The sequence below is a fragment of the Variovorax sp. 278MFTsu5.1 genome (assembly GCF_048305045.1).
Lineage (GTDB): Bacteria > Pseudomonadota > Gammaproteobacteria > Burkholderiales > Burkholderiaceae_C > Variovorax > Variovorax guangxiensis.
In genome coordinates, this window is record NZ_CP157622.1 from 5,386,580 (window position 1) to 5,405,356 (window position 18,777).

Here is an 18,777-nt window from a genome sequence, read left to right on the forward strand (position 1 = left end):
AGCTCTTCGCTCTCAGACCCGTATCGGCCTCGGGCTCCTGAGCGTTCCGTCCGCGCAGAACGCGCCCTTGCGGCGGGCCATCTGGATCAGCTCGTCCATCGGAACCGCCCTGGAGAAAAGGTACCCTTGACCGAAGAGCACGCCCATCTCCAGCAGTAGCGCGGACTGGGCCTCGGTCTCCACGCCCTCCGCGACGAGCGCCGCGTTGTAGCGGGTCGCGCTCTCCAGCGCGAGCGCGACGGCCTCGCGCATGCGCGGCTGGTCAATGCGCGCGATCATGCTGTGGTCGATCTTCACTTCGGTGAACGGAATGGTCGCCAGTGTGGTCAGCGCGGAATAGCCGGTGCCGAAGTCGTCGAGCGACAGGCCCACGCCCGCGCGCTGCAGCACGACGATGTTGGCGCGTACCGTTTCCACGTCGGGCACGTGGCCGCTTTCGGTGATCTCGATGAAGAGAAGCTGCGGCGGAACGCTCAGCAGGTCGAGAAAAGCCAGCACGCGATCGCCGAAGCGCGGAAGCGTCAGCGTAGTCGCGGAGATGTTGACGGCCAGCGGTATCGGGTAGCCTGCCGCGAGGCAGCGCTTGATGTCGCGCGCGACCACCTCCAGGGTGCACCACTCGAATTGCGACAGCAGCTGGTGGCGGGTCGCGATCTCGATCACGTAGGGCGGCGGCAGTGGCTGCTGCTTCACCGACTGCGCCCGCAGCAGGGCTTCTGCCCCGCACACGTGGCGCGTCATCAGGTGGAACTTGGGCTGGTACTGCATTGGCGGGTTCGCCGTGTGGATCCATTCGATCAGCTGGCGGCGCACGTCTTCGTCCTTATCGGACTGCTCCGCGAAGGACGAATGGAAGTAGCGGACCATCTGTTCGTTGCTCTGCAGGGCGAGGCTCAGGTCGCGCAGTATCGAGGCGACGTTGACCTGCGGCCCCATCCGCGCGTTCGAGACACCGATGCGCAGCTGCAGCTGCATGTAGGCGACATGGGTGTTGCGCAGCGCCGCCATCGCTTCCGCCTGCACCCTCAGCGCCATCTGCTCCTGCTCCATCCACTCCAGCGACACGCCCTGCAGCACGACGATCAGCGAAAGATCACTGAACTGATAGATCCGGGGCTTGAAGGCTTCCAGCGTCCGGCCGGCCTGCCCTTGGGTCAGACTCGAGGAAAGCTCGCCCCAGAAGTGGTCCGTCCAGTCGTGGCCGAGGGCGCGCACCATTTCCTTGAGATTCGCGACCTGGAAGGTCATCAGCACATGCTGCCTGTCGCCGGCCGCCAGCAACTCTTCGAGGAATTCCCCGAGCGCAAGCCGGTTCGGAAGCCCGGTCAGCAGGTTGGTGTGCGACATGGAGAGCGCACGGGCATGAGACTCGCGTTCCCTCGCTTCCCTGCGAAGCAGGGCGAGCATGCAGCCGATGATCAGCAGCGACAGCGCGCAGCCGAGGATGCGAAGCGCGAAAACGCGCGCGTTGATGTGCGAAGGAACCAGCGCGAGCACCTGGATCAGCCCGGTGGCGAGCATGGAGAACGCCACCCGCACCAGCCATGCGTTGCGTACGTCGCGCCAGCCGAAGGAGGTGATCGGCTTGTAGCCGATGCGGTAGTGCATGACGATGCCGCCGAGGACCAGCATGGACATGTCGAGCACGAAGGCAGGCGCCTGGTGCGCTCCTCCGAAGAGAAACCGGCCGCCCACGAGCAGCGCCCAGCAGATGCCCCCGCCGCGCCAGCCGCCCAGCATGCCCGCCATGAAGAGCAGGTCGGAGCCGATGTACGGCTTGGACGGCAGGTTCATCAGCTGGAACGCCATCGCGAGCAGCACGAAGCCGGTGAGGCCCAGCGTCCAGCCATAGAAGCTGGCGCGCGCGTTCAGCACCGCCTCGCCCCCCTTCGACACGTTCGACAGCATCAGCACCAAGCTGAAGACGCCCAGCATCGCCGCCGACTGCATCAGCAGAATGGGATAGTTGGCCAGTTCGGCCTTCCACGCGGAAAGAACGAATTCCCACATGCCCGTGCTCCCTGGTTTTCTTGCCACGCTGCCCGCGCCTTCGCGGACACCTCACCTGCTCGTCGTGCCTGCGCTTGCAGCCCTGCGACGCGGCACCCGTCTTACGCCTTCGGACCCGGCGCTCAAGGACTTTTTTTGTTCTCTTTTTACTTGTTTGTTGTTTCTTCAAAAGCCGTCGGCCGGATCCCGCGGCGCCCTTTTTCCACGCTACAGGTAATTGAACAACGAGATGCTGTTCAGCTTGGCGAAGGTCATCTGTGTCGCCTGCAGCGAGGACTGGCGCTGATAGAACTCCGCGATCGCGCTGTACGGGTCGAGGTCCTCGATGGAGGACAGGTACGCCTCCTCCTGCAGCTTGCGCGCCGCGCCGCCGGAATCCAGCGCGTCGATCTCGCTCCGGCGCGAACCGACCGACGACAGCACCGTGAGCACGTTGTCGTGCGCGTTCGTCACCTTCACGTTGGCAGTGGCAAGCGCGTTCTGCAGTTTGGCCTGCGCTGCCGCGCCGCCGCCGGCCAGCGGGGTGCGCAGCGCGGTCACCAGTTCGCCGATGGCGGCGAACACGTCGGTGCCGGCGTTCTGCGCGGTGGATACGTCGAAGCTGTCGCCCGCCGCCGGCGTGCCGGTGAACTTGATCTGCACGCCGCCGAAGGAGATGGGCGTGTCCGGCGTGATCGGGCCGGTGGCCGCGACCACGGGCGGCGTGTCCTTGGTCGTCACCGTGTAGTCGGTGGCGCTGAAGGTGATGGTGAAGTCCTTGCCGTAGTTGGGCGCGGTGGCGTTGGTCACGCTCACCGGCCCGAACACGCCGGTGCCGGTGTTGCTCGCGGCGGCCGAGGCCACGTAGCCCGCGCTGCCCTGCACCGACTGGAAGATGGCGCGGCCGTCGTCCGAGGTCGGCATCTGGCGCGCCACGTCGACCTGCATCAGCCGCTGGCCCTGGTCGCCCACGTATTGCACGCCGCCGCCGGCCGTGGCCACGAAGGGCGGCGAGCCGCTCTTGAAGCCCGCGAACAGGTACTGGCCGTTGCCGTCGTCGGTGTTGGCCACGCCCACGAGCTGGTCGTAGGCGCTCTGGATGGCGGTGGCGAGCGATGCGCGGTCGGCATCCGAGATCGTGCCGTTGCCGGCCGCCACGGTGAGCGTCTTGATGTTCTGCAGGATCGAGGTGACCGAGTCGAGCGCGTTCTCCTCGGTCGACAGCGCCAGCGACGCGCGCTGGCGGCTGGTGGCGTACTGCGAGATCTCCGACAGCGACTGGCTGGTGCCCAGCGCGCGCGCCGCGCCCACCGGGTCGTCGCCGGCCGAGAGAAACCTGGAGTTGGTCGCCAGCTGTTGCTGGACCCTGAACAGCTTCTGCTGCTGCTGGCCCATGGCCAGGACGTTCTGCTCGTAGAAGGATTGGGTGCTGATGCGCATCGCTTTGCCTGCCTTGCCTTGCCTTGAATCTTTGCCTTTGGGGAAGCCGGGAGAATCCGCTATCGGGCTCAGCCCCGGATGCCGAGGATGGCGTCGAAGATGGTCGACGCGGTCTGGATCACCTTCGCGTTGGCCTGGTACATCTGCTGGAACATCAGCAGGTTGGCGGTTTCCTCGTCCTGGTTCACGCCAGAGATCGCCTGCTGGCTGGCCTTGATCTGGCTCGTGACGCTGTCCTGCGTGGTGGCCGCCACCTTGATGGCCATCGCGCGGTTGCCCACCTCGCTCACGATCTGCGAGTACGCGCCGTTGAAGGTCGCGGTGCCGTTGGCCATGGTGGTCTTGCGCTGCAGCGCGCCCAGCAGCAGCGCGTTGCTGCCGTCGGACACGCCGCCCGTGTTCTTGCCGATGGTGAAGGTATCGCCCTGCGAGGGCGCGCCGGTCATGCTGACGGTGACGCCGTCGAAGCTCATCTTCGCGCCGGCGGTGTAGGGCACGGGCGCGCCGGCCGCATATGTGGTGGTGGAGCCATTGGCCAGCGTGACCGTCACGGCGGAGGTCGCGGGAAAGCCGGTGAGGTTGCCGGTGGTGGCGTCGAAGCTCAGCGTGACCGTGCCGGCCAGCGGGGTGGCGGGATAGCTCGCGTTCACCGTGGCCGCGCCGAGTGCGCCGCTGCCCTTGTTGCCGGCGGTGTTGCCGGTGACGATGGGCGAGGCGGCGGCCACCTTGGCGGGGTCGCGTGTCAGCACGTCGAGATCGCGCGCGCCGGTGCGCGTGGGCTGGATCAGGAACGAATCGCCCGCCTGCGCCGTACCGGTGCCGGCCGAGAGGCTCACGCCGTCGAAGCTGATGGGGAAGGTGGTGAAGCTGCCCATCGAGGTCTTGTCCGAAAGGCGGGTGACCGTGTAGGTGAGCGTGCCCGCCACGTCGGTGACGCTCACGCTGTAGTCGCTGGCCGTGAGCTGCGAGGCATTCGTCAGCGTGGCGTCGAGTTCGAGATTGCCCGCGTTGTTCGCGTTGGAGATCGCGCCCGGCACGGACTGCGTGAAGAAGTCCTTGCCCAGCGCGCCGTTGAGGTCCACGCCCAGCTTGTGCTGCGCGTTCACCGCGTCGGACACCGACATGGCCAGCCGGCCGATCGCGTTCTGCGTGGGAATGAGGGTATCGCTGCGGAAGGACAGCAGGCCGCCGAGCGAACCGCCGGTGATGGCGCCGTCGGGCAGCTCGGCGGTGTTGCCGGCGAAGCCCTGCAGGGCGATGGCCTTGCGCGTCGGGTCGGCGGCGGAGTTCACCGCCGCCATGCTGGCGGCATAGTCGCCGACCACCAGCGACTGGCCGGTGGCGATGAACACGTTGTACTTGCCGTTGTCCTGCTGCAGCACTTTCACGTCCACGATCTGGCTCAGCTGGCTCACCAGCTGGTCGCGCTGGTCGAGCAGGTCGTTGGGCGGCTGGCCGCCGGCCATTGCGCTGATCTGGCTGATCTGCTGGTTGAGGCCGGCGATCTTGCTGGCGTAGGTGTTGATCTGGTCGACGCTGCCCACGATCTGGTCATTGACCGAGGAGTTCAGGTCCGACAGGTACTGGTCGGTCGCGCGGAACTTGCTGGCCAGCGCCTGCGCCGAGCTGATCATCTGCTGGCGCGCGGCCGGGTCGGCCGGCGTGTTGGCCACGCCCTGGACGCTGGTGAAGAAGCTCTGCATCAGCGGTGCGATGCCCGAGGTCTTGTCGGCCAGCAAGGTGTCGATGCGGTTGATCTGCGTGCTGTTGGCGGCGAGCGCGGCCGAGGCCGACTGCGCCGAGGAGAGCTGCGCCGTGAGGTAGCGGTCGTAGCTGCGCGAGATGGTCGAGACGTTGGCGCCCGAGCCGATGAAGCCAGAGCCGCTGGAGATGGCGCTGCCGGTGGCGATCTCCGCCACCTGGCGGCTGTAGCCCGCGGTGTACACGTTGGCTGTGTTGTGGGCCGTGGTCATCAGCGCGGTACGGGCGACGCCCAGACCGCTCAGACCCGTGTAGAACAAACTTCCGGACATATGGCTTTACCTGTCGATGAGGTGTGTGTGAGTTGGATTGGCACCGATCGCGTCGGTGCCTCAGCGTCTATATCGGCAACCGCCGCCGAAAGTTGAGGGCCCTGCCGCTCAGAACTCGGTCCAGTCGCCCTTGCCGTCGCCAGCCATGGCCAGCTGCGGTGCACCCGCGGGCTCCTTGCGCGTCGGCAGGGCCTTGGCGGGACGCTTCGGTGCCGGCCTGGCCGGCTTGGGAATCGGCGTGATGCGCGTGAAGCCGGGCCGCACGGTGGCGACGGCGTTGGCGTCGAGCTTGAAGATGCTGACGGCTTGCACGAGACTGCTGGCCTGCTCCTGCAGCGACTGCGCGGCGGCGGAGGCTTCTTCCACCAGCGCGGCATTCTGCTGAGTGACCTGGTCCATCTGCGTGATGGCTTGATTGATCTGCTCGATGCCCGAGGTCTGCTCCTGGCTCGCTGCAGTGATCTCTCCCATGATGTCGGTCACGCGCTTCACGCTGCCCACGATCTCTTCCATCGTGCGGCCTGCTTCTTCCACCTGCTTGCTACCTTCCTCGACCTTCTCCACGGAATCGCCGATCAGGGTCTTGATCTCCTTGGCTGCAGCGGCCGAGCGCTGAGCCAAACTCCGGACTTCCGAAGCCACGACAGCGAAGCCCCGGCCTTGCTCGCCGGCTCGGGCTGCCTCGACGGCCGCATTCAGCGCCAGGATGTTGGTCTGGAAGGCGATGCCGTCGATCACGCCGATGATGTCGACGATCTTCTTGGACGAGGCATTGATCGAGCCCATGGTGTCGACCACCTGGGAAACGACACTGCCGCCCTTCACTGCCACTTCGGAGGCCGACACAGCCAGCTGATTGGCCTGCCGTGCGTTGTCCGCGTTCTGCTTGACCGTCGAGGTCAGCTCTTCCATCGACGCCGCCGTCTGTTCCAGCGAACTCGCCTGCTGCTCGGTGCGCGAAGACAGGTCCTGGTTGCCCGAAGCGATCTCGCTCGAAGCCGTCGCGATGGTCTCGGTGCCTGTGCGCACCTCGCCCACCACCTTCGCAAGGCTCGCATTCATCTCGCGCAGCGCATGCATCAGCTTGCCCGTCTCATCGCGGCTTTCCACAGTGATGTTCGAGCTCAGGTCGCCCGCGGCGACCGTCTGCGCGACCTCCACGGCGTGTCCCAGCGGGCGCACGATGCCCACCGTCAGGCGCCATGCGAACAGCGCGCCCAGCGCCAGCGCGATCACCGACAGCACCAGCAGCGTCTGCTCGCCGGTCGTGTGATCGGCTTCGATGCCCTTGGCCAACTCGTCGATGCGATCGCGCTGGTACGCGGCGAGCTTGCCCACGGCCTCCTCGTAGACGGCGAGCGCGGACGCGAACTGGGTGTCCGCCATCACCATGGCCTCCTCGTCCTTGCCTTCGGCCTTGAGCTTGTTGATGTTCCCGATCACCGTCAGCACCACGCTGCGCGGATCGGCGATGGCGGAGTACAGCTTCTTCTCCTCGGGCGAGGTCAGCAGCTCCTCGAGCTTCTTCTGCACCGGGTTGATCTGCGCCGACTTGTCGGCCCGCGCCTTCTCGAAATAGGCGATCGACTTGGGGTCGGTCGCCTTGACCATCGCGAAGGAGTTCGCGACCGCGGGCCCGAGCAGCACGGCCCACTGGTTGGCCAGCCGCTCCTTGACCAGCGCGCGCTGCATCATGTCTTCCGTGGCCTTGCCCACGCTCGCCAGCCGCAGCATGCCAGTGGCCGCGATGACCGCCATCAGGAGCAGAACGGCTGCAAAGCCGAGGCCCAGGCGGGTTCCGATTCTCAGATCCTTCAGGTTCATTTGACTTCCTCTTGCTCTATTCAGAATTCGGTCCAGTCGCCCTTGGCATCGCCGGCCATGGCGAGCTGCGGGGCTGCTGCGGGTTGTTGACGGGTGGGCAGCAGGCCCTTGACGGGGCGCTTCGATGCAGGCTTGGCGGTTTTGGGAATCGGTGTGATGCGCGTGAAGCCGGGGCGCGCGGTGGCCACCGCGTTCGCGTCGAGCTTGAAGATGCTCACGGACTGGACGAGGCTGCCGGCCTGCTCCTGCAGCGACTGCGCGGCGGCGGAGGCCTCTTCCACCAGTGCCGCGTTCTGCTGCGTGACCTGGTCCATCTGCGTGATGGCCTGGTTGACCTGCTCGATGCCCGAGGTCTGTTCCTGGCTCGCTGCAGTGATCTCTCCCATGATGCCGGTCACGCGCTTCACGCTGCCCACGATCTCTTCCATCGTGCGGCCGGCTTCTTCCACTTGCTTGCTGCCCTCTTCGACTTTCTCCACCGAGTCGCCGATCAGGGTCTTGATCTCCTTGGCTGCTGCGGCAGAACGTTGCGCAAGGCTGCGGACTTCGGAAGCGACGACGGCGAAGCCCCGCCCTTGCTCCCCGGCACGAGCAGCCTCGACAGCGGCATTCAGCGCCAGGATGTTGGTCTGGAACGCGATGCCGTCGATCACACCGATGATGTCCACGATCTTCCTGGACGAGGCATTGATCGAGCCCATGGTGTCGACCACCTGGGAAACGACACTGCCGCCCTTCACCGCCACTTCGGAGGCCGACACAGCCAGCTGATTGGCCTGACGGGCGTTGTCCGCGTTCTGCTTGACCGTCGAGGTCAGTTCTTCCATCGACGCCGCCGTCTGCTCCAGCGAACTCGCCTGCTCTTCCGTACGCGACGAAAGATCCTGGTTGCCCGAAGCGATCTGCGCCGAAGCCGTCGCGATCGTGTCGGTGCCTGTGCGAACCTCACTCACGATCTTCACGAGGCTGTCGTTCATGCCCTTCAGCGCTTCGAGCAGCTGCCCGGTCTCGTCGGTCGTCCGCGCCTCGATGCGGCTGGTGAGGTCCCCGCCGGCCACCGACTGCGCGACCTTCACCGCCTCCTCCAGCGGACGGGCGACGATGCGCGCGATCCACAGCGCCAGCCCGAGGCCCAGCACCACGGCGCCCAGCAGCAGGCCCAGCACCCAGAGCCTGGCCTGCTGGTGCACGGCGTTGGCGGTCTCGCCGGCGCGGACCGCGCCCGCAAGGTTCACCTGCGTCAGCCTGTCGAGCGCGGAATTCATCTCGCGGCTGAGCTGCTGCGACTTGCCGCGGATCATCGCGCTGGCCTGGTCGGTGTCCTGCGTGTGCGAGATGGCGACGATCTTCCGGTGCTCCAGCTCGTATTGCGCAAGAAGCTTCTCGAATGCCGGGAAGATCTCGCGCTCCTCGGGTTCCGATATGAAGCCCGCGTACTCGGCACGCATCTTCTGCAGCGCGGCCCACGATTCGTCCATCGCCTTCTCGTACGCGGCCATCTCGTTGAACGAACCCGACAGGGCATGCGCCATTTCCTGCGAACGGTAGTTCGCCACCATGCCCTTGAGCTCGAGCAGGGCGCGCGTGGCGGGCAGCCAGTTGGTCGAGAGCTCCGTGGAGGTCTCGTGCACCTTGGAAAGCTGCAGCATCGAGATCACGCCCAGGCAGGCCGTGAGCACGAGGACCGCGACGAACGACACGAGCAGCTTGGTCGCGATCTTGAGGTTGTAGAAAGCTTTGATGATCTTTTCCTTGGAGGCCTGAAGGGCCGATTCGGTGTTCCGGTTTTCTTTGCGGTCCAGGCCCGCGTTCAGAACTCTCGCCAGTCGCCGTCGCCAGCCACGGCCAGCTGCTGCGGGGTCGGCAGCGACGGTTCGACATGGGCCAAGGGTGGCTTTCCGGCTTGCGCCCGGGGCGCGGCATGGCTGCCGCTTGCGTCGAGCTTGAAGATGCTTACCGAGCGCACGAGGTTTCCGGCCTGCTCCTGCAGCGACTGCGCGGCGGCGGAGGCTTCCTCGACCAGTGCGGCGTTCTGCTGCGTCACCTGGTCCATCTGCGTGATCGCCTGATTGATCTGCTCGATGCCCGAGGTCTGCTCCTGGCTCGCTGCGGTGATCTCGCCCATGATGTCGGTCACGCGCTTCACGCTGCCCACGATCTCTTCCATCGTGCGGCCTGCTTCTTCCACCTGCTTGCTACCTTCCTCGACCTTCTCCACGGAATCGCCGATGAGAGTCTTGATTTCCTTGGCTGCAGCGGCAGAACGTTGTGCAAGGCTGCGAACCTCGGAAGCGACGACGGCGAAGCCACGGCCTTGCTCGCCCGCACGTGCGGCTTCAACGGCAGCGTTCAGCGCGAGGATGTTGGTCTGGAAGGCGATGCCGTCGATCACGCCGATGATGTCGACGATCTTCTTGGACGAGGCATTGATCGAGCCCATGGTGTCGACGACCTGTGAAACGACACTGCCGCCCTTCACCGCCACTTCGGAGGCCGACACCGCGAGCTGGTTCGCCTGCCGCGCGTTGTCCGCGTTCTGCTTGACCGTCGAGGTCAGTTCCTCCATCGACGCCGCCGTCTGCTCCAGCGAACTCGCCTGCTGCTCCGTGCGGGAAGACAGGTCCTGGTTTCCTGCCGCAATCTGCTCCGAAGCCCTGGCGATGGTGTCGCTCGAATCCTTGATCTCCACGACGATCGACGTCAGCTGCGACTGCATCTTGCGGATGGAGTGCAGCAGGCTGCCGTCGTGCGCGGCGTCGGCGCTGACAGCCAGCGACAGGTCGCCGTCGGCGATGCGGCCGACCACGTCGGCGGCGTATTGCGGCTCGCCACCGAGCTGCCGCCCCATCAGGCGCGCCACCAGCACACCCAGCCCGACGCTGGCCACGATGCCGGCCAGCGCCAGACCCAGCATCGTCAGCCTGGAGGCCTTGTAGGTTCCGTCGGCCTGCTCGGCGCGCTCGCGTGCATGGTCCTTGCTGTAGGCGACCATGCGCTGGAGCACCTCTTCCAGGCCGCGCGATTCCTTCAGCAGGCGCGTGCTGTCCTCGCTCACCTGGCTGTCGAACTGGGTGCTGTCCAGCGGCTGCTTCTTCAGCAGCGTCACGAAGTCATTCATGCGCGTCGTCAGCGGCCCGATCAGTCCTTCGAACTGGCCGAACAGCTTCGCGCCTTCTTCGGTCTCGCTGAAGAAGGATTTCACCTCGGCGGCGCGTGCCGTGAGATTCTCGATGGACGCCTTGATCTCGTTCGCGCCCGCATTGCGCTCGCCGAGCGTGCCGGCCGACAGCAGCGTCATCTGCGCGCGGCTGGCATACAGCAGGCGGATGTTGGCGTCCTGTACGCCCTGCAGGGCGCGAAGCTCGTTGGCGTAGAGCGCTTCGGTCGATGCGCTGATGCGCCCCATGTGGAAGATGCCGAGCGCACTCACGGCGGCACCGATTGCCGCGACCACGAGGAAGCTCAGGATCAGCCGGACCGTGACGCGAAGGTTCTGGAACCACTGCATTGTCTTGTTTGCCATCTTCTTCTGCCTCATGCCGCCGGTGCCGAGAACGCCAGCCGATGGGCCGGACCGGCAGCGTGGCTGCCACCGAGGCGGAACACGCCCACCACCTGCGACAGGCTTCCGGCCTGCTCACGCAGCGACTGGGCCGCTGCGGAGGCCTCCTCGACCAGTGCGGCGTTCTGCTGCGTCACCTGGTCCATCTGCGTGATCGCCTGGTTGATCTGCTCGATGCCCGAGGTCTGCTCCTGGCTCGCCGCCGTGATCTCGCCCATGATGTCTGTCACGCGCTTGACGCTGCTCACGATCTCTTCCATCGTGCGGCCGGCCTCTTCCACCTGCTTGCTGCCCTCCTCGACCTTCTCGACGGAATCGCCGATGAGGGTCTTGATCTCCTTGGCCGCTGCGGCGGAGCGCTGGGCCAGGCTGCGCACTTCCGAGGCCACGACTGCGAAGCCTCGGCCTTGCTCGCCCGCACGTGCGGCTTCAACGGCAGCGTTCAACGCCAGGATGTTGGTCTGGAACGCGATGCCGTCGATCACACCGATGATGTCCACGATCTTCTTGGACGATGCATTGATCGACCCCATCGTGTCGACCACCTGCGAGACGACGCCGCCACCCTTGACCGCGACTTCGGATGCGGACACGGCCAGCTGGTTCGCCTGCCGCGCGTTGTCCGCGTTCTGCTTGACCGTCGAGGTCAGTTCTTCCATCGAGGCCGCCGTCTGCTCGAGCGAACTCGCCTGCTGCTCGGTGCGCGAAGACAGGTCCTGGTTGCCCGAGGCGATCTGGCCCGAAGCCGTCGCGATGGTTTCCGTGCCCGAGCGCACCTCGCCCACCACCTTCGCCAGGTTCGTGTTCATCTTCCGAAGCGCTTCCATCAGCTGCCCCGCCTCGTCGCGGCTTCGCACTTCGATGTTCGCGCTCAGGTCGCCCGCGGCCACCGTCTCGGCCACCTGCACGGCCTGCGCCAGCGGGCGCACGATGCTGCGCGAGATGAAGAACGCGAAGACGCCGCCGCTGATCACGACCAGCACGGTCAGCAGCAGCTGCAGGTTGAAGCTGCGGGTGTTGGCCGCGTCGATGGCCTCGCTCATGTCGTCGATGGCCTTGCGCTCCAGCGACAGCAGGTCCAGCACGCGGGTCTCATAGGCCTTGGCGGCCGGCTGGAAGATTTCCTTGAAGACGCGCGCTGTCGCCACCGTGTCGCCGCCGGCCTTGGCCTTGCCCACGTCGTCCTTCGCCGTCTGGTACTTCGCCCGCAGTTCGAGGATGGACTTGAGGATCGCTTTTTCCTCCTCCGTCACCAGCAGCTTCTCGACCTTGGCGATGGTCTCGCTGCCCTTCTTCACGCTGTCGGAGATGACGTCGGCGAAGACCACCGGCAGGCTCTCGTCGGTGGTGCGGGCGATCATCGAGGTGCGCGCGATGGCCGAGTAGGTCAGTACGTACCAGTCGGAGATGAGCCGCTCCTTCGCGAGCGGACTGCGCATCATGATCCGCGTGGCTTCCGCGTTGTTGCGCGACGAGACCAGCGCGATGGCGGTCGAGACCACGGTCAGGCCCAGGACGATGGCGAAAGCCAGCGCCAGCCGGTTGCCGATGCGAAGGTTGGAGAGGAAGTTCATGATGCGGACATTCAAGAGTGGAAGGTTGAAAACCGGGCCGACCCTGCAGTGCTCCGGCCGTGGTCCTGGCTCAGGCGGTGGCGGCTGCTTCGACCAGGCCCATCTCCTCGCTGGACATGAGCCGGTCGATGTCCACCAGGATCAGCATCCGCTCCTCCAGCGTGCCCAGCCCGATCAGGTAGTCCGCGTCCAGCACCGATCCCATCTCCGGCGCCGGCTTGATCTGCTCTCCCGTCAGCGTGATCACGTCCGACACGCTGTCCACCACCATCCCCACCACACGGCCGCCGATGTTCAGCACGATCACCACCGTGAACTGGTCGTACGTCGGCTCGCCCAGCTTGAACTTGATGCGCATGTCGATGATCGGAACGATGATCCCGCGCAGGTTCACCACCCCCTTGATGTACTCCGGCGCGTTCGCGATCCGCGTCACCGCGTCGTACCCGCGCAGTTCCTGCACCTTCTGGATGTCTATGCCGTATTCCTCTTCGCCCAGCTTGAAGGTCACCACCTCCAGGCGGCTCACGCCGGTGGCGGAAGAGCCCGAGGCGGCTTGTTGCATGGGATCTCTTGCCTTGTTCAGCATCTTTTCTTCTCCGGTTTGATTGGGGTTGCGTGGTTCTTCAGGCGGGTTCCGCGACGGCCTCTGCGGCCTCGGCCCTGAAGACGCGCACGGCTTTCACGAGGCCATCGGCCTGTTCCTGCAATGACTGGGCTGCGGCGGAGGCTTCCTCGACCAGCGCGGCGTTCTGCTGCGTCACCTGGTCCATCTGCGTGATGGCCTGGTTGATCTGCTCGATGCCCGAGGTCTGCTCCTGGCTCGCCGCGGTGATCTCGCCCATGATGTCGGTCACGCGCTTGACGCTGCCCACGATCTCTTCCATGGTGCGGCCGGCCTCTTCGACCTGCTTGCTGCCCTCCTCGACCTTCTCGACCGAGTCGCCGATCAGGGTCTTGATCTCCTTGGCTGCTGTTGCGGATCTTTGGGCCAGGCTGCGGACTTCCGAAGCGACGACGGCAAAGCCGCGGCCCTGCTCACCGGCTCGGGCCGCTTCAACGGCCGCGTTCAGCGCGAGGATGTTGGTCTGGAACGCGATGCCGTCGATCACACCGATGATGTCCACGATCTTCCTGGACGACGCATTGATCGAACCCATGGTGTCGACGACTTGGGAGACCACACTGCCGCCCTTCACTGCCACTTCAGAGGCCGACACAGCTAGCTGATTGGCCTGCCGCGCGTTGTCCGCGTTCTGCTTGACCGTCGAGGTCAGTTCTTCCATCGATGCCGCCGTCTGCTCCAGCGAACTCGCCTGCTGCTCCGTACGCGAAGACAGGTCCTGGTTGCCCGAAGCGATCTGGCTCGACGCCGACATCACGCCCGTCACGTTGGCGCCCACGTCCGCGACGATGGCGAACAGGTTCGCGCTCATCTGGTTGAGCGCGCGCAGCAGGCCGGTGATTTCGTCTCCGCGCCGCACGTCGAAGCGCACGAGATCGCCGCCCGCGATGGCACGCGCCACGTGCACCGCCTCGTCGAGCGGCCGGAACACAGTGCGCACCAGGAACTGGCCCAGGCCCAGCCAGGACAGCGCGAAACCCGCGCCTGCGGCGGCCATGGCGCCCGGCAGCCAGCTCTGCGCACCGGCGGAGGCAACCAGCCGCGACGCTTCCATCCAGCCGAAGACGCCCAGCCCCAGCGACAGCAGCGCCCCCATGCCGGTCGCGCCGAAGACGCGCTGGCGCACGGGAATGCGGCGCAGCCGGGCCAGCGGGTCCTTCCAGCCGCGCGAGACCACTTCGCCCTGCAGCAGTTCGATGTCCTTCGCCCGGCCTTCGCGGATGCGCGCATACAGCGCTTCGGCCTCGTCCACTTCGGCGCGCCCCGGCTTGCTGCGCACGGACATGTAGCCCTGCGTACGGCCGTCGCGCCGGATGGGCGTGACGTTGGCGAGCACCCAGTAGAAGTCGCCGTTCTTGCGGCGGTTCTTGATGAGGCCGGTCCAGGGAAGTCCCTGCCCCAGCGTCTGCCACAGGTCGGCAAATGCTTCGGGAGGCACGTCGGGGTGGCGCACGATGTTGTGCGCCTTGCCCATGAGCTCGGCCGCGGTGAAGCCGCTGGCCTCGACGAAAGCGGGGTTGACGTAGGTGATGCGACCCTTCATGTCGGTGCGGGACACCAGGGCGGCGTCCGGCGACAGTTCGTACTCGATGCCGGTGACGGGAAGATTGACGCGCATGGTCCGTTCGTCCTCCCCTCAGGCCGGGATCAGGCGCAGCCGCGCGACCAGGCTCATCCGCACGATCGCCTGATTGATCCACCCGGAGTCCATGGTCAGGGCCATCGGCGTCGGTGCCGCCGCGAAACCCGGGCCGGGCCGAGTGCCGTTTGTCAGATCCTTCAAGCTCATACCTCTTTCTTCCTTCTCCAGCGTGAGACCGGGCCGCCGCATTCGATGGGTGCACCAGCACCGTCGTCCTGTTATCGGCACATGCGCGCCAGAGTTGAGCCCTTTGTTATCAGAAAGTGGTCCATTCGTTAGCGTCGGCGCCGGCCATGGCCGGCTGGCGCACGGGCTCGCCGCCTTTCTCGCTGCCTTCCGGTCCGCGCGCGTAAAGAGCATTCACCGGCTTCGCTACAGGGGTGATGCGGCTGGGACCCGGACGCTGCGCGGCACTGATGCCCGCGCCCTGATCCAGCTTGAAGATGCCCACGGTCTGCACGAGGCTTCCGGCCTGCTCCTGCAGCGACTGCGCGGCGGCGGAGGCTTCCTCGACCAGCGCGGCGTTCTGCTGCGTCACCTGGTCCATCTGCGTGATCGCCTGGTTGATCTGCTCGATGCCCGAGGTCTGCTCCTGGCTCGCCGCCGTGATCTCGCCCATGATGTCCGTCACACGCTTCACGCTGCCGACGATCTCGTCCATCGTGCGGCCGGCTTCTTCCACCTGCCTGCTGCCCTCTTCGACTTTCTCCACCGAGTCGCCGATCAGGGTCTTGATTTCCTTGGCTGCTGCAGAGCGTTGAGCCAGGCTGCGAACCTCCGACGCCACGACAGCGAAGCCCCGGCCCTGCTCACCTGCCCGGGCTGCCTCGACGGCCGCATTGAGCGCCAGGATGTTCGTCTGGAACGCGATGCCGTCGATCACGCCGATGATGTCGACGACCTTCCTGGACGACGCATTGATGGACTCCATGGTGTCCACCACCTGCGACACCACCATGCCGCCCCTGGTCGCGACTTCGGACGCCGAGACCGCCAGCTGGTTTGCCTGCCGCGCGTTGTCCGCGTTCTGCTTGACGGTGGAGGTCAACTGTTCCATCGACGCCGCCGTCTGCTCCAGCGAACTCGCCTGCTCTTCGGTGCGGGAAGAAAGATCCTGGTTGCCGGATGCGATCTGGCTCGATGCCGTGGCGATCGTGTCCGTGCCGAGGCGGACTTCGCCGACCACCTTGGCAAGGCTCATGTTCATGTGCTTCAGCGCCTGCATCAGCTGGCCGGCCTCGTCGCGGCTTTCAACGCGGATGTCCACGCGCAGGTCGCCGGCAGCCACGGTCTCTGCCACTTCGACTGCATGGCCCAGCGGCCGCACGATGCCCGAGCTCAGGCGCCACGCGAACAGCGCACCCAGCACGACGGCAACGGCAGCCAGCGACAGCAGCATGATCCGGCCTGCGGCATGGTCTTCCGCGATGTCGCGGGCGGCAGCGTCGATCTCGTCGTGCTGGTGCTGGTCCAGCCTGTCGACTGCGATGCCATAAGCTGCCAGCGCCTCGGAGAAGGTGGTGTCGACCATCTTCTGCGCTTCTTCGATCCGCCCCCGGTCCTTGAGCGTTGTCAGGTTCGTCACAATCTCGCGCACCCTGGTTCGCGCGACCATGATCTTTTCGTAGAGCTCTTTCTCCTCCGGCGTGCTCAGCCTCGACTGGAACTCTTTCTGGACCGAGGAGATACGCTCCATGCCGGTCGACTGGAGCTTGGCGAAATAGGCTTCGAGCGTGGCATCCGGCGCCTTGATCATGGCAATGGTGGCGACCGAGGTCGACCTGAGATTGCTCTGCCATTCGCCGGCCAGGCGTTCCTTTGCCAGCGCCTGGGTCATCATCCTCTCCGTGGCCTGGCTCACGTTGGCCAGCCTCCATAGCCCGATGCCGGCCATGCAGGCCACAAGCAACAGCATCACCGCAAAGCCCAGCCCCAGGCGTGTGCTGATTCTCAGGTCCTTGAATCTCATACTTCCTCCTCCGATGACAGGGGACGGCACCCATGCTTGCGCGACATGCGCAACACCGTCACCCCGCTATCGGCATCGGAATCTCGGACCTTCAATTTGTTAACTCAGAACTCGGTCCAGTCACCCTTGGCGTCGCCGGTCATGGCGAGTTGCGGGGCGGCCGAGGGCTCCTTGCGCGAGGGCAAGGCCTTGGCGGGACGCTTCGGCGCCGGCCTGGCGGGCTTGGGGATCGGGACGATGTGCGTGAACCCGGGACGCACGGTGGCCACCGCGTTCGCGTCGAGCTTGAAGATGCTCACGGACTTGACGAGGTTGCCCGCCTGCTCCTGCAGCGATTGAGCCGCTGCGGAGGCTTCTTCCACCAGTGCCGCGTTCTGCTGCGTCACCTGGTCCATCTGCGTGATGACTTGATTGATCTGCTCGATGCCCGAGGTCTGTTCCTGGCTCGCCGCGGTGATCTCGCCCATGATGTCGGTCACACGCTTGACGCTGCCCACGATCTCTTCCATGGTGCGGCCGGCCTCTTCCACCTGCTTGCTGCCCTCCTCGACCTTCTCGACGGAATCGCCGATCAGGGTCTTGATTTCCTTGGCTGCAGCGGCAGAGCGTTGTGCAAGGCTGCGAACCTCGGAAGCGACGACAGCGAAGCCACGGCCTTGCTCGCCCGCACGTGCGGCTTCAACGGCAGCATTCAGCGCGAGGATGTTGGTCTGGAACGCGATGCCGTCGATCACGCCGATGATGTCCACGATCTTCTTGGACGATGCATTGATCGAACCCATGGTGTCGACAACCTGTGAAACGACACTGCCGCCCTTGACCGCGACTTCGGAGGCCGACACAGCGAGCTGGTTCGCCTGCCGTGCGTTGTCCGCGTTCTGCTTGACCGTCGAGGTCAGCTCTTCCATCGAAGCTGCCGTCTGCTCCAGGGAGCTCGCCTGCTCTTCCGTACGAGACGAAAGATCCTGGTTGCCCGAAGCGATCTGCGCCGAAGCCGTCGCGATCGTGTCGGTGCCCGTGCGGACCTCGCTGACGATCCTGGCGAGGCTTTCGTTCATTTCCCTGAGGGCATGCATCAGCCGGCCGGTTTCGTCCTTCGACGCCACCTCGATGCGCGAGCTGATGTCGCCTGCGGCGACCTTTTCGGCCACCTGCACGGCCTGGCCGATGGGCCGGGTGATGGAGCGCGTGATGAGCCATGCGATGCCTGCGCCGATGAGCACGGCGAAGCTGGCCAGCGCCAGCATCAGGTTGCGCGACCACGCATAGCCTTCGCCTGCCTCCTGGTTGGCCTCCATGGAGCGCCGCTCCTGGTGCTCGGCCATCGCCTCGAGTTCCGCGAGCGCGGCCCTTACGGCGGGCTGGAACTTGGAGATGAAGAGCGCTGTCGCCTCTTCGTTCCTGTTCTGCAGCGCCGCCTCGCTGATCTGCGCATTCAGGGGCACGAGCACTGCCACCTTCTCGTCGATGCGCGCGAGCAGCGCCTTGCCCTCCGGCGTGGCGAGCAGCTTGGCCAGCGCGCCCCGGCTTTCGGTGAAGCGCTCGCGCGCAGCGGCGACCTTCTTCGACTCCGCCCGCATGGCCGCGTCGTCGGTCAGGAGAATCATGTTGCCGTCGAGGATCGCAATGTCGCGGATCGCGTCCAGCATCCTGTTCACCAGAACCACCTTGACGTTGTTGCCGGTGACGATGCCGTTGAGCCGCGACTGGATGTCGGTCATCGCGCTGAGGCCGAGGCCGGCAATGCCTGCCAGCAGCAGAAGGACGGCGGCAAAGCCCGCGCCGAGGCGGGTGCCGATCTTGAGATTGAGAAGCGAATTCATGGGGAAAGGTTTTTTTCGGAAATCTTCGTGTTGACGTGCTCGAGCAGCCGGTCCAGCCGGTCGGACACCTTGGCTGCGTCATGGGTGGAACTCGTGACCGATCGCATGACGAGCCAGACGACGGCGACGGCCGTCAACAAGGCCGCCACGCCGAGCACGAACACTGTCTGCTGCGCCCACTCGTAGCCCGCGCCGGCCTGGAAGCCGAGACTCAGGGCGATCGCGAGCAGGAGCAGCAGGATGGCGAAGCGCGCGCCGATGCGCAGGGCTCGCCTGGGACTGATACGCGTGCGCAT

At 65.7% G+C, this 18,777-nt stretch carries 13 protein-coding genes; all 13 read right to left on the minus strand.

What is annotated here, in order from left to right; all coding sequences use genetic code 11:
* Positions 1–12 precede the first annotated feature (12 nt).
* Positions 13–2,010 (minus strand): EAL domain-containing protein, encoded by a 1,998-nt coding sequence (locus tag ABL844_RS24915; protein ID WP_184641068.1) that lies wholly within the window; start codon positions 2,008–2,010, stop codon positions 13–15.
* 207 nt (positions 2,011–2,217) lie between these two features.
* Entirely contained in the window at positions 2,218–3,429 is a 1,212-nt protein-coding gene (flgL, locus tag ABL844_RS24920) for a flagellar hook-associated protein FlgL (RefSeq protein ID WP_418129383.1), read from the minus strand.
* 68 nt (positions 3,430–3,497) lie between these two features.
* Entirely contained in the window at positions 3,498–5,462 is a 1,965-nt protein-coding gene (flgK, locus tag ABL844_RS24925; protein ID WP_418129384.1) for a flagellar hook-associated protein FlgK, read from the minus strand.
* Between the two features lie 108 nt (positions 5,463–5,570).
* Positions 5,571–7,286, minus strand: a complete 1,716-nt coding sequence (locus tag ABL844_RS24930; protein ID WP_418117585.1) for a methyl-accepting chemotaxis protein — start codon at positions 7,284–7,286, stop codon at positions 5,571–5,573.
* A gap of 20 nt (positions 7,287–7,306) precedes the next feature.
* Positions 7,307–9,028: a methyl-accepting chemotaxis protein gene (locus ABL844_RS24935; protein WP_418131949.1), complete on the minus strand. Its 1,722-nt coding sequence runs from the start codon at positions 9,026–9,028 to the stop codon at positions 7,307–7,309.
* Positions 9,029–9,096: 68 nt separating this feature from the next.
* Complete coding sequence (locus ABL844_RS24940) at positions 9,097–10,794, minus strand: methyl-accepting chemotaxis protein (protein WP_418131950.1); 1,698 nt, start codon at positions 10,792–10,794, stop codon at positions 9,097–9,099.
* A 26-nt stretch (positions 10,795–10,820) separates the two neighbouring features.
* Entirely contained in the window at positions 10,821–12,422 is a 1,602-nt protein-coding gene (locus tag ABL844_RS24945) for a methyl-accepting chemotaxis protein (protein ID WP_126023295.1), read from the minus strand.
* Positions 12,423–12,492: 70 nt separating this feature from the next.
* A complete protein-coding gene (locus ABL844_RS24950) occupies positions 12,493–12,987 on the minus strand; it encodes a chemotaxis protein CheW (protein WP_126023294.1) in 495 nt (164 codons plus the stop codon).
* Between the two features lie 61 nt (positions 12,988–13,048).
* A complete protein-coding gene (locus ABL844_RS24955) occupies positions 13,049–14,665 on the minus strand; it encodes a methyl-accepting chemotaxis protein (RefSeq protein ID WP_418129385.1) in 1,617 nt (538 codons plus the stop codon).
* Positions 14,666–14,683: 18 nt separating this feature from the next.
* Entirely contained in the window at positions 14,684–14,836 is a 153-nt protein-coding gene (locus ABL844_RS24960; protein ID WP_165909652.1) for a hypothetical protein, read from the minus strand.
* Positions 14,837–14,945: 109 nt separating this feature from the next.
* Positions 14,946–16,658, minus strand: a complete 1,713-nt coding sequence (locus tag ABL844_RS24965; protein ID WP_418129387.1) for a methyl-accepting chemotaxis protein — start codon at positions 16,656–16,658, stop codon at positions 14,946–14,948.
* A gap of 104 nt (positions 16,659–16,762) precedes the next feature.
* The gene (locus ABL844_RS24970; RefSeq protein ID WP_418129388.1) at positions 16,763–18,481 is read right to left on the minus strand and encodes a methyl-accepting chemotaxis protein; all 1,719 of its coding nucleotides are present in this window, start codon (positions 18,479–18,481) and stop codon (positions 16,763–16,765) included.
* The gene (locus ABL844_RS24975) at positions 18,478–18,777 is read right to left on the minus strand and encodes a hypothetical protein (RefSeq protein ID WP_418129389.1); all 300 of its coding nucleotides are present in this window, start codon (positions 18,775–18,777) and stop codon (positions 18,478–18,480) included. The genes ABL844_RS24970 and ABL844_RS24975 overlap by 4 nt, the downstream gene beginning before the upstream one ends.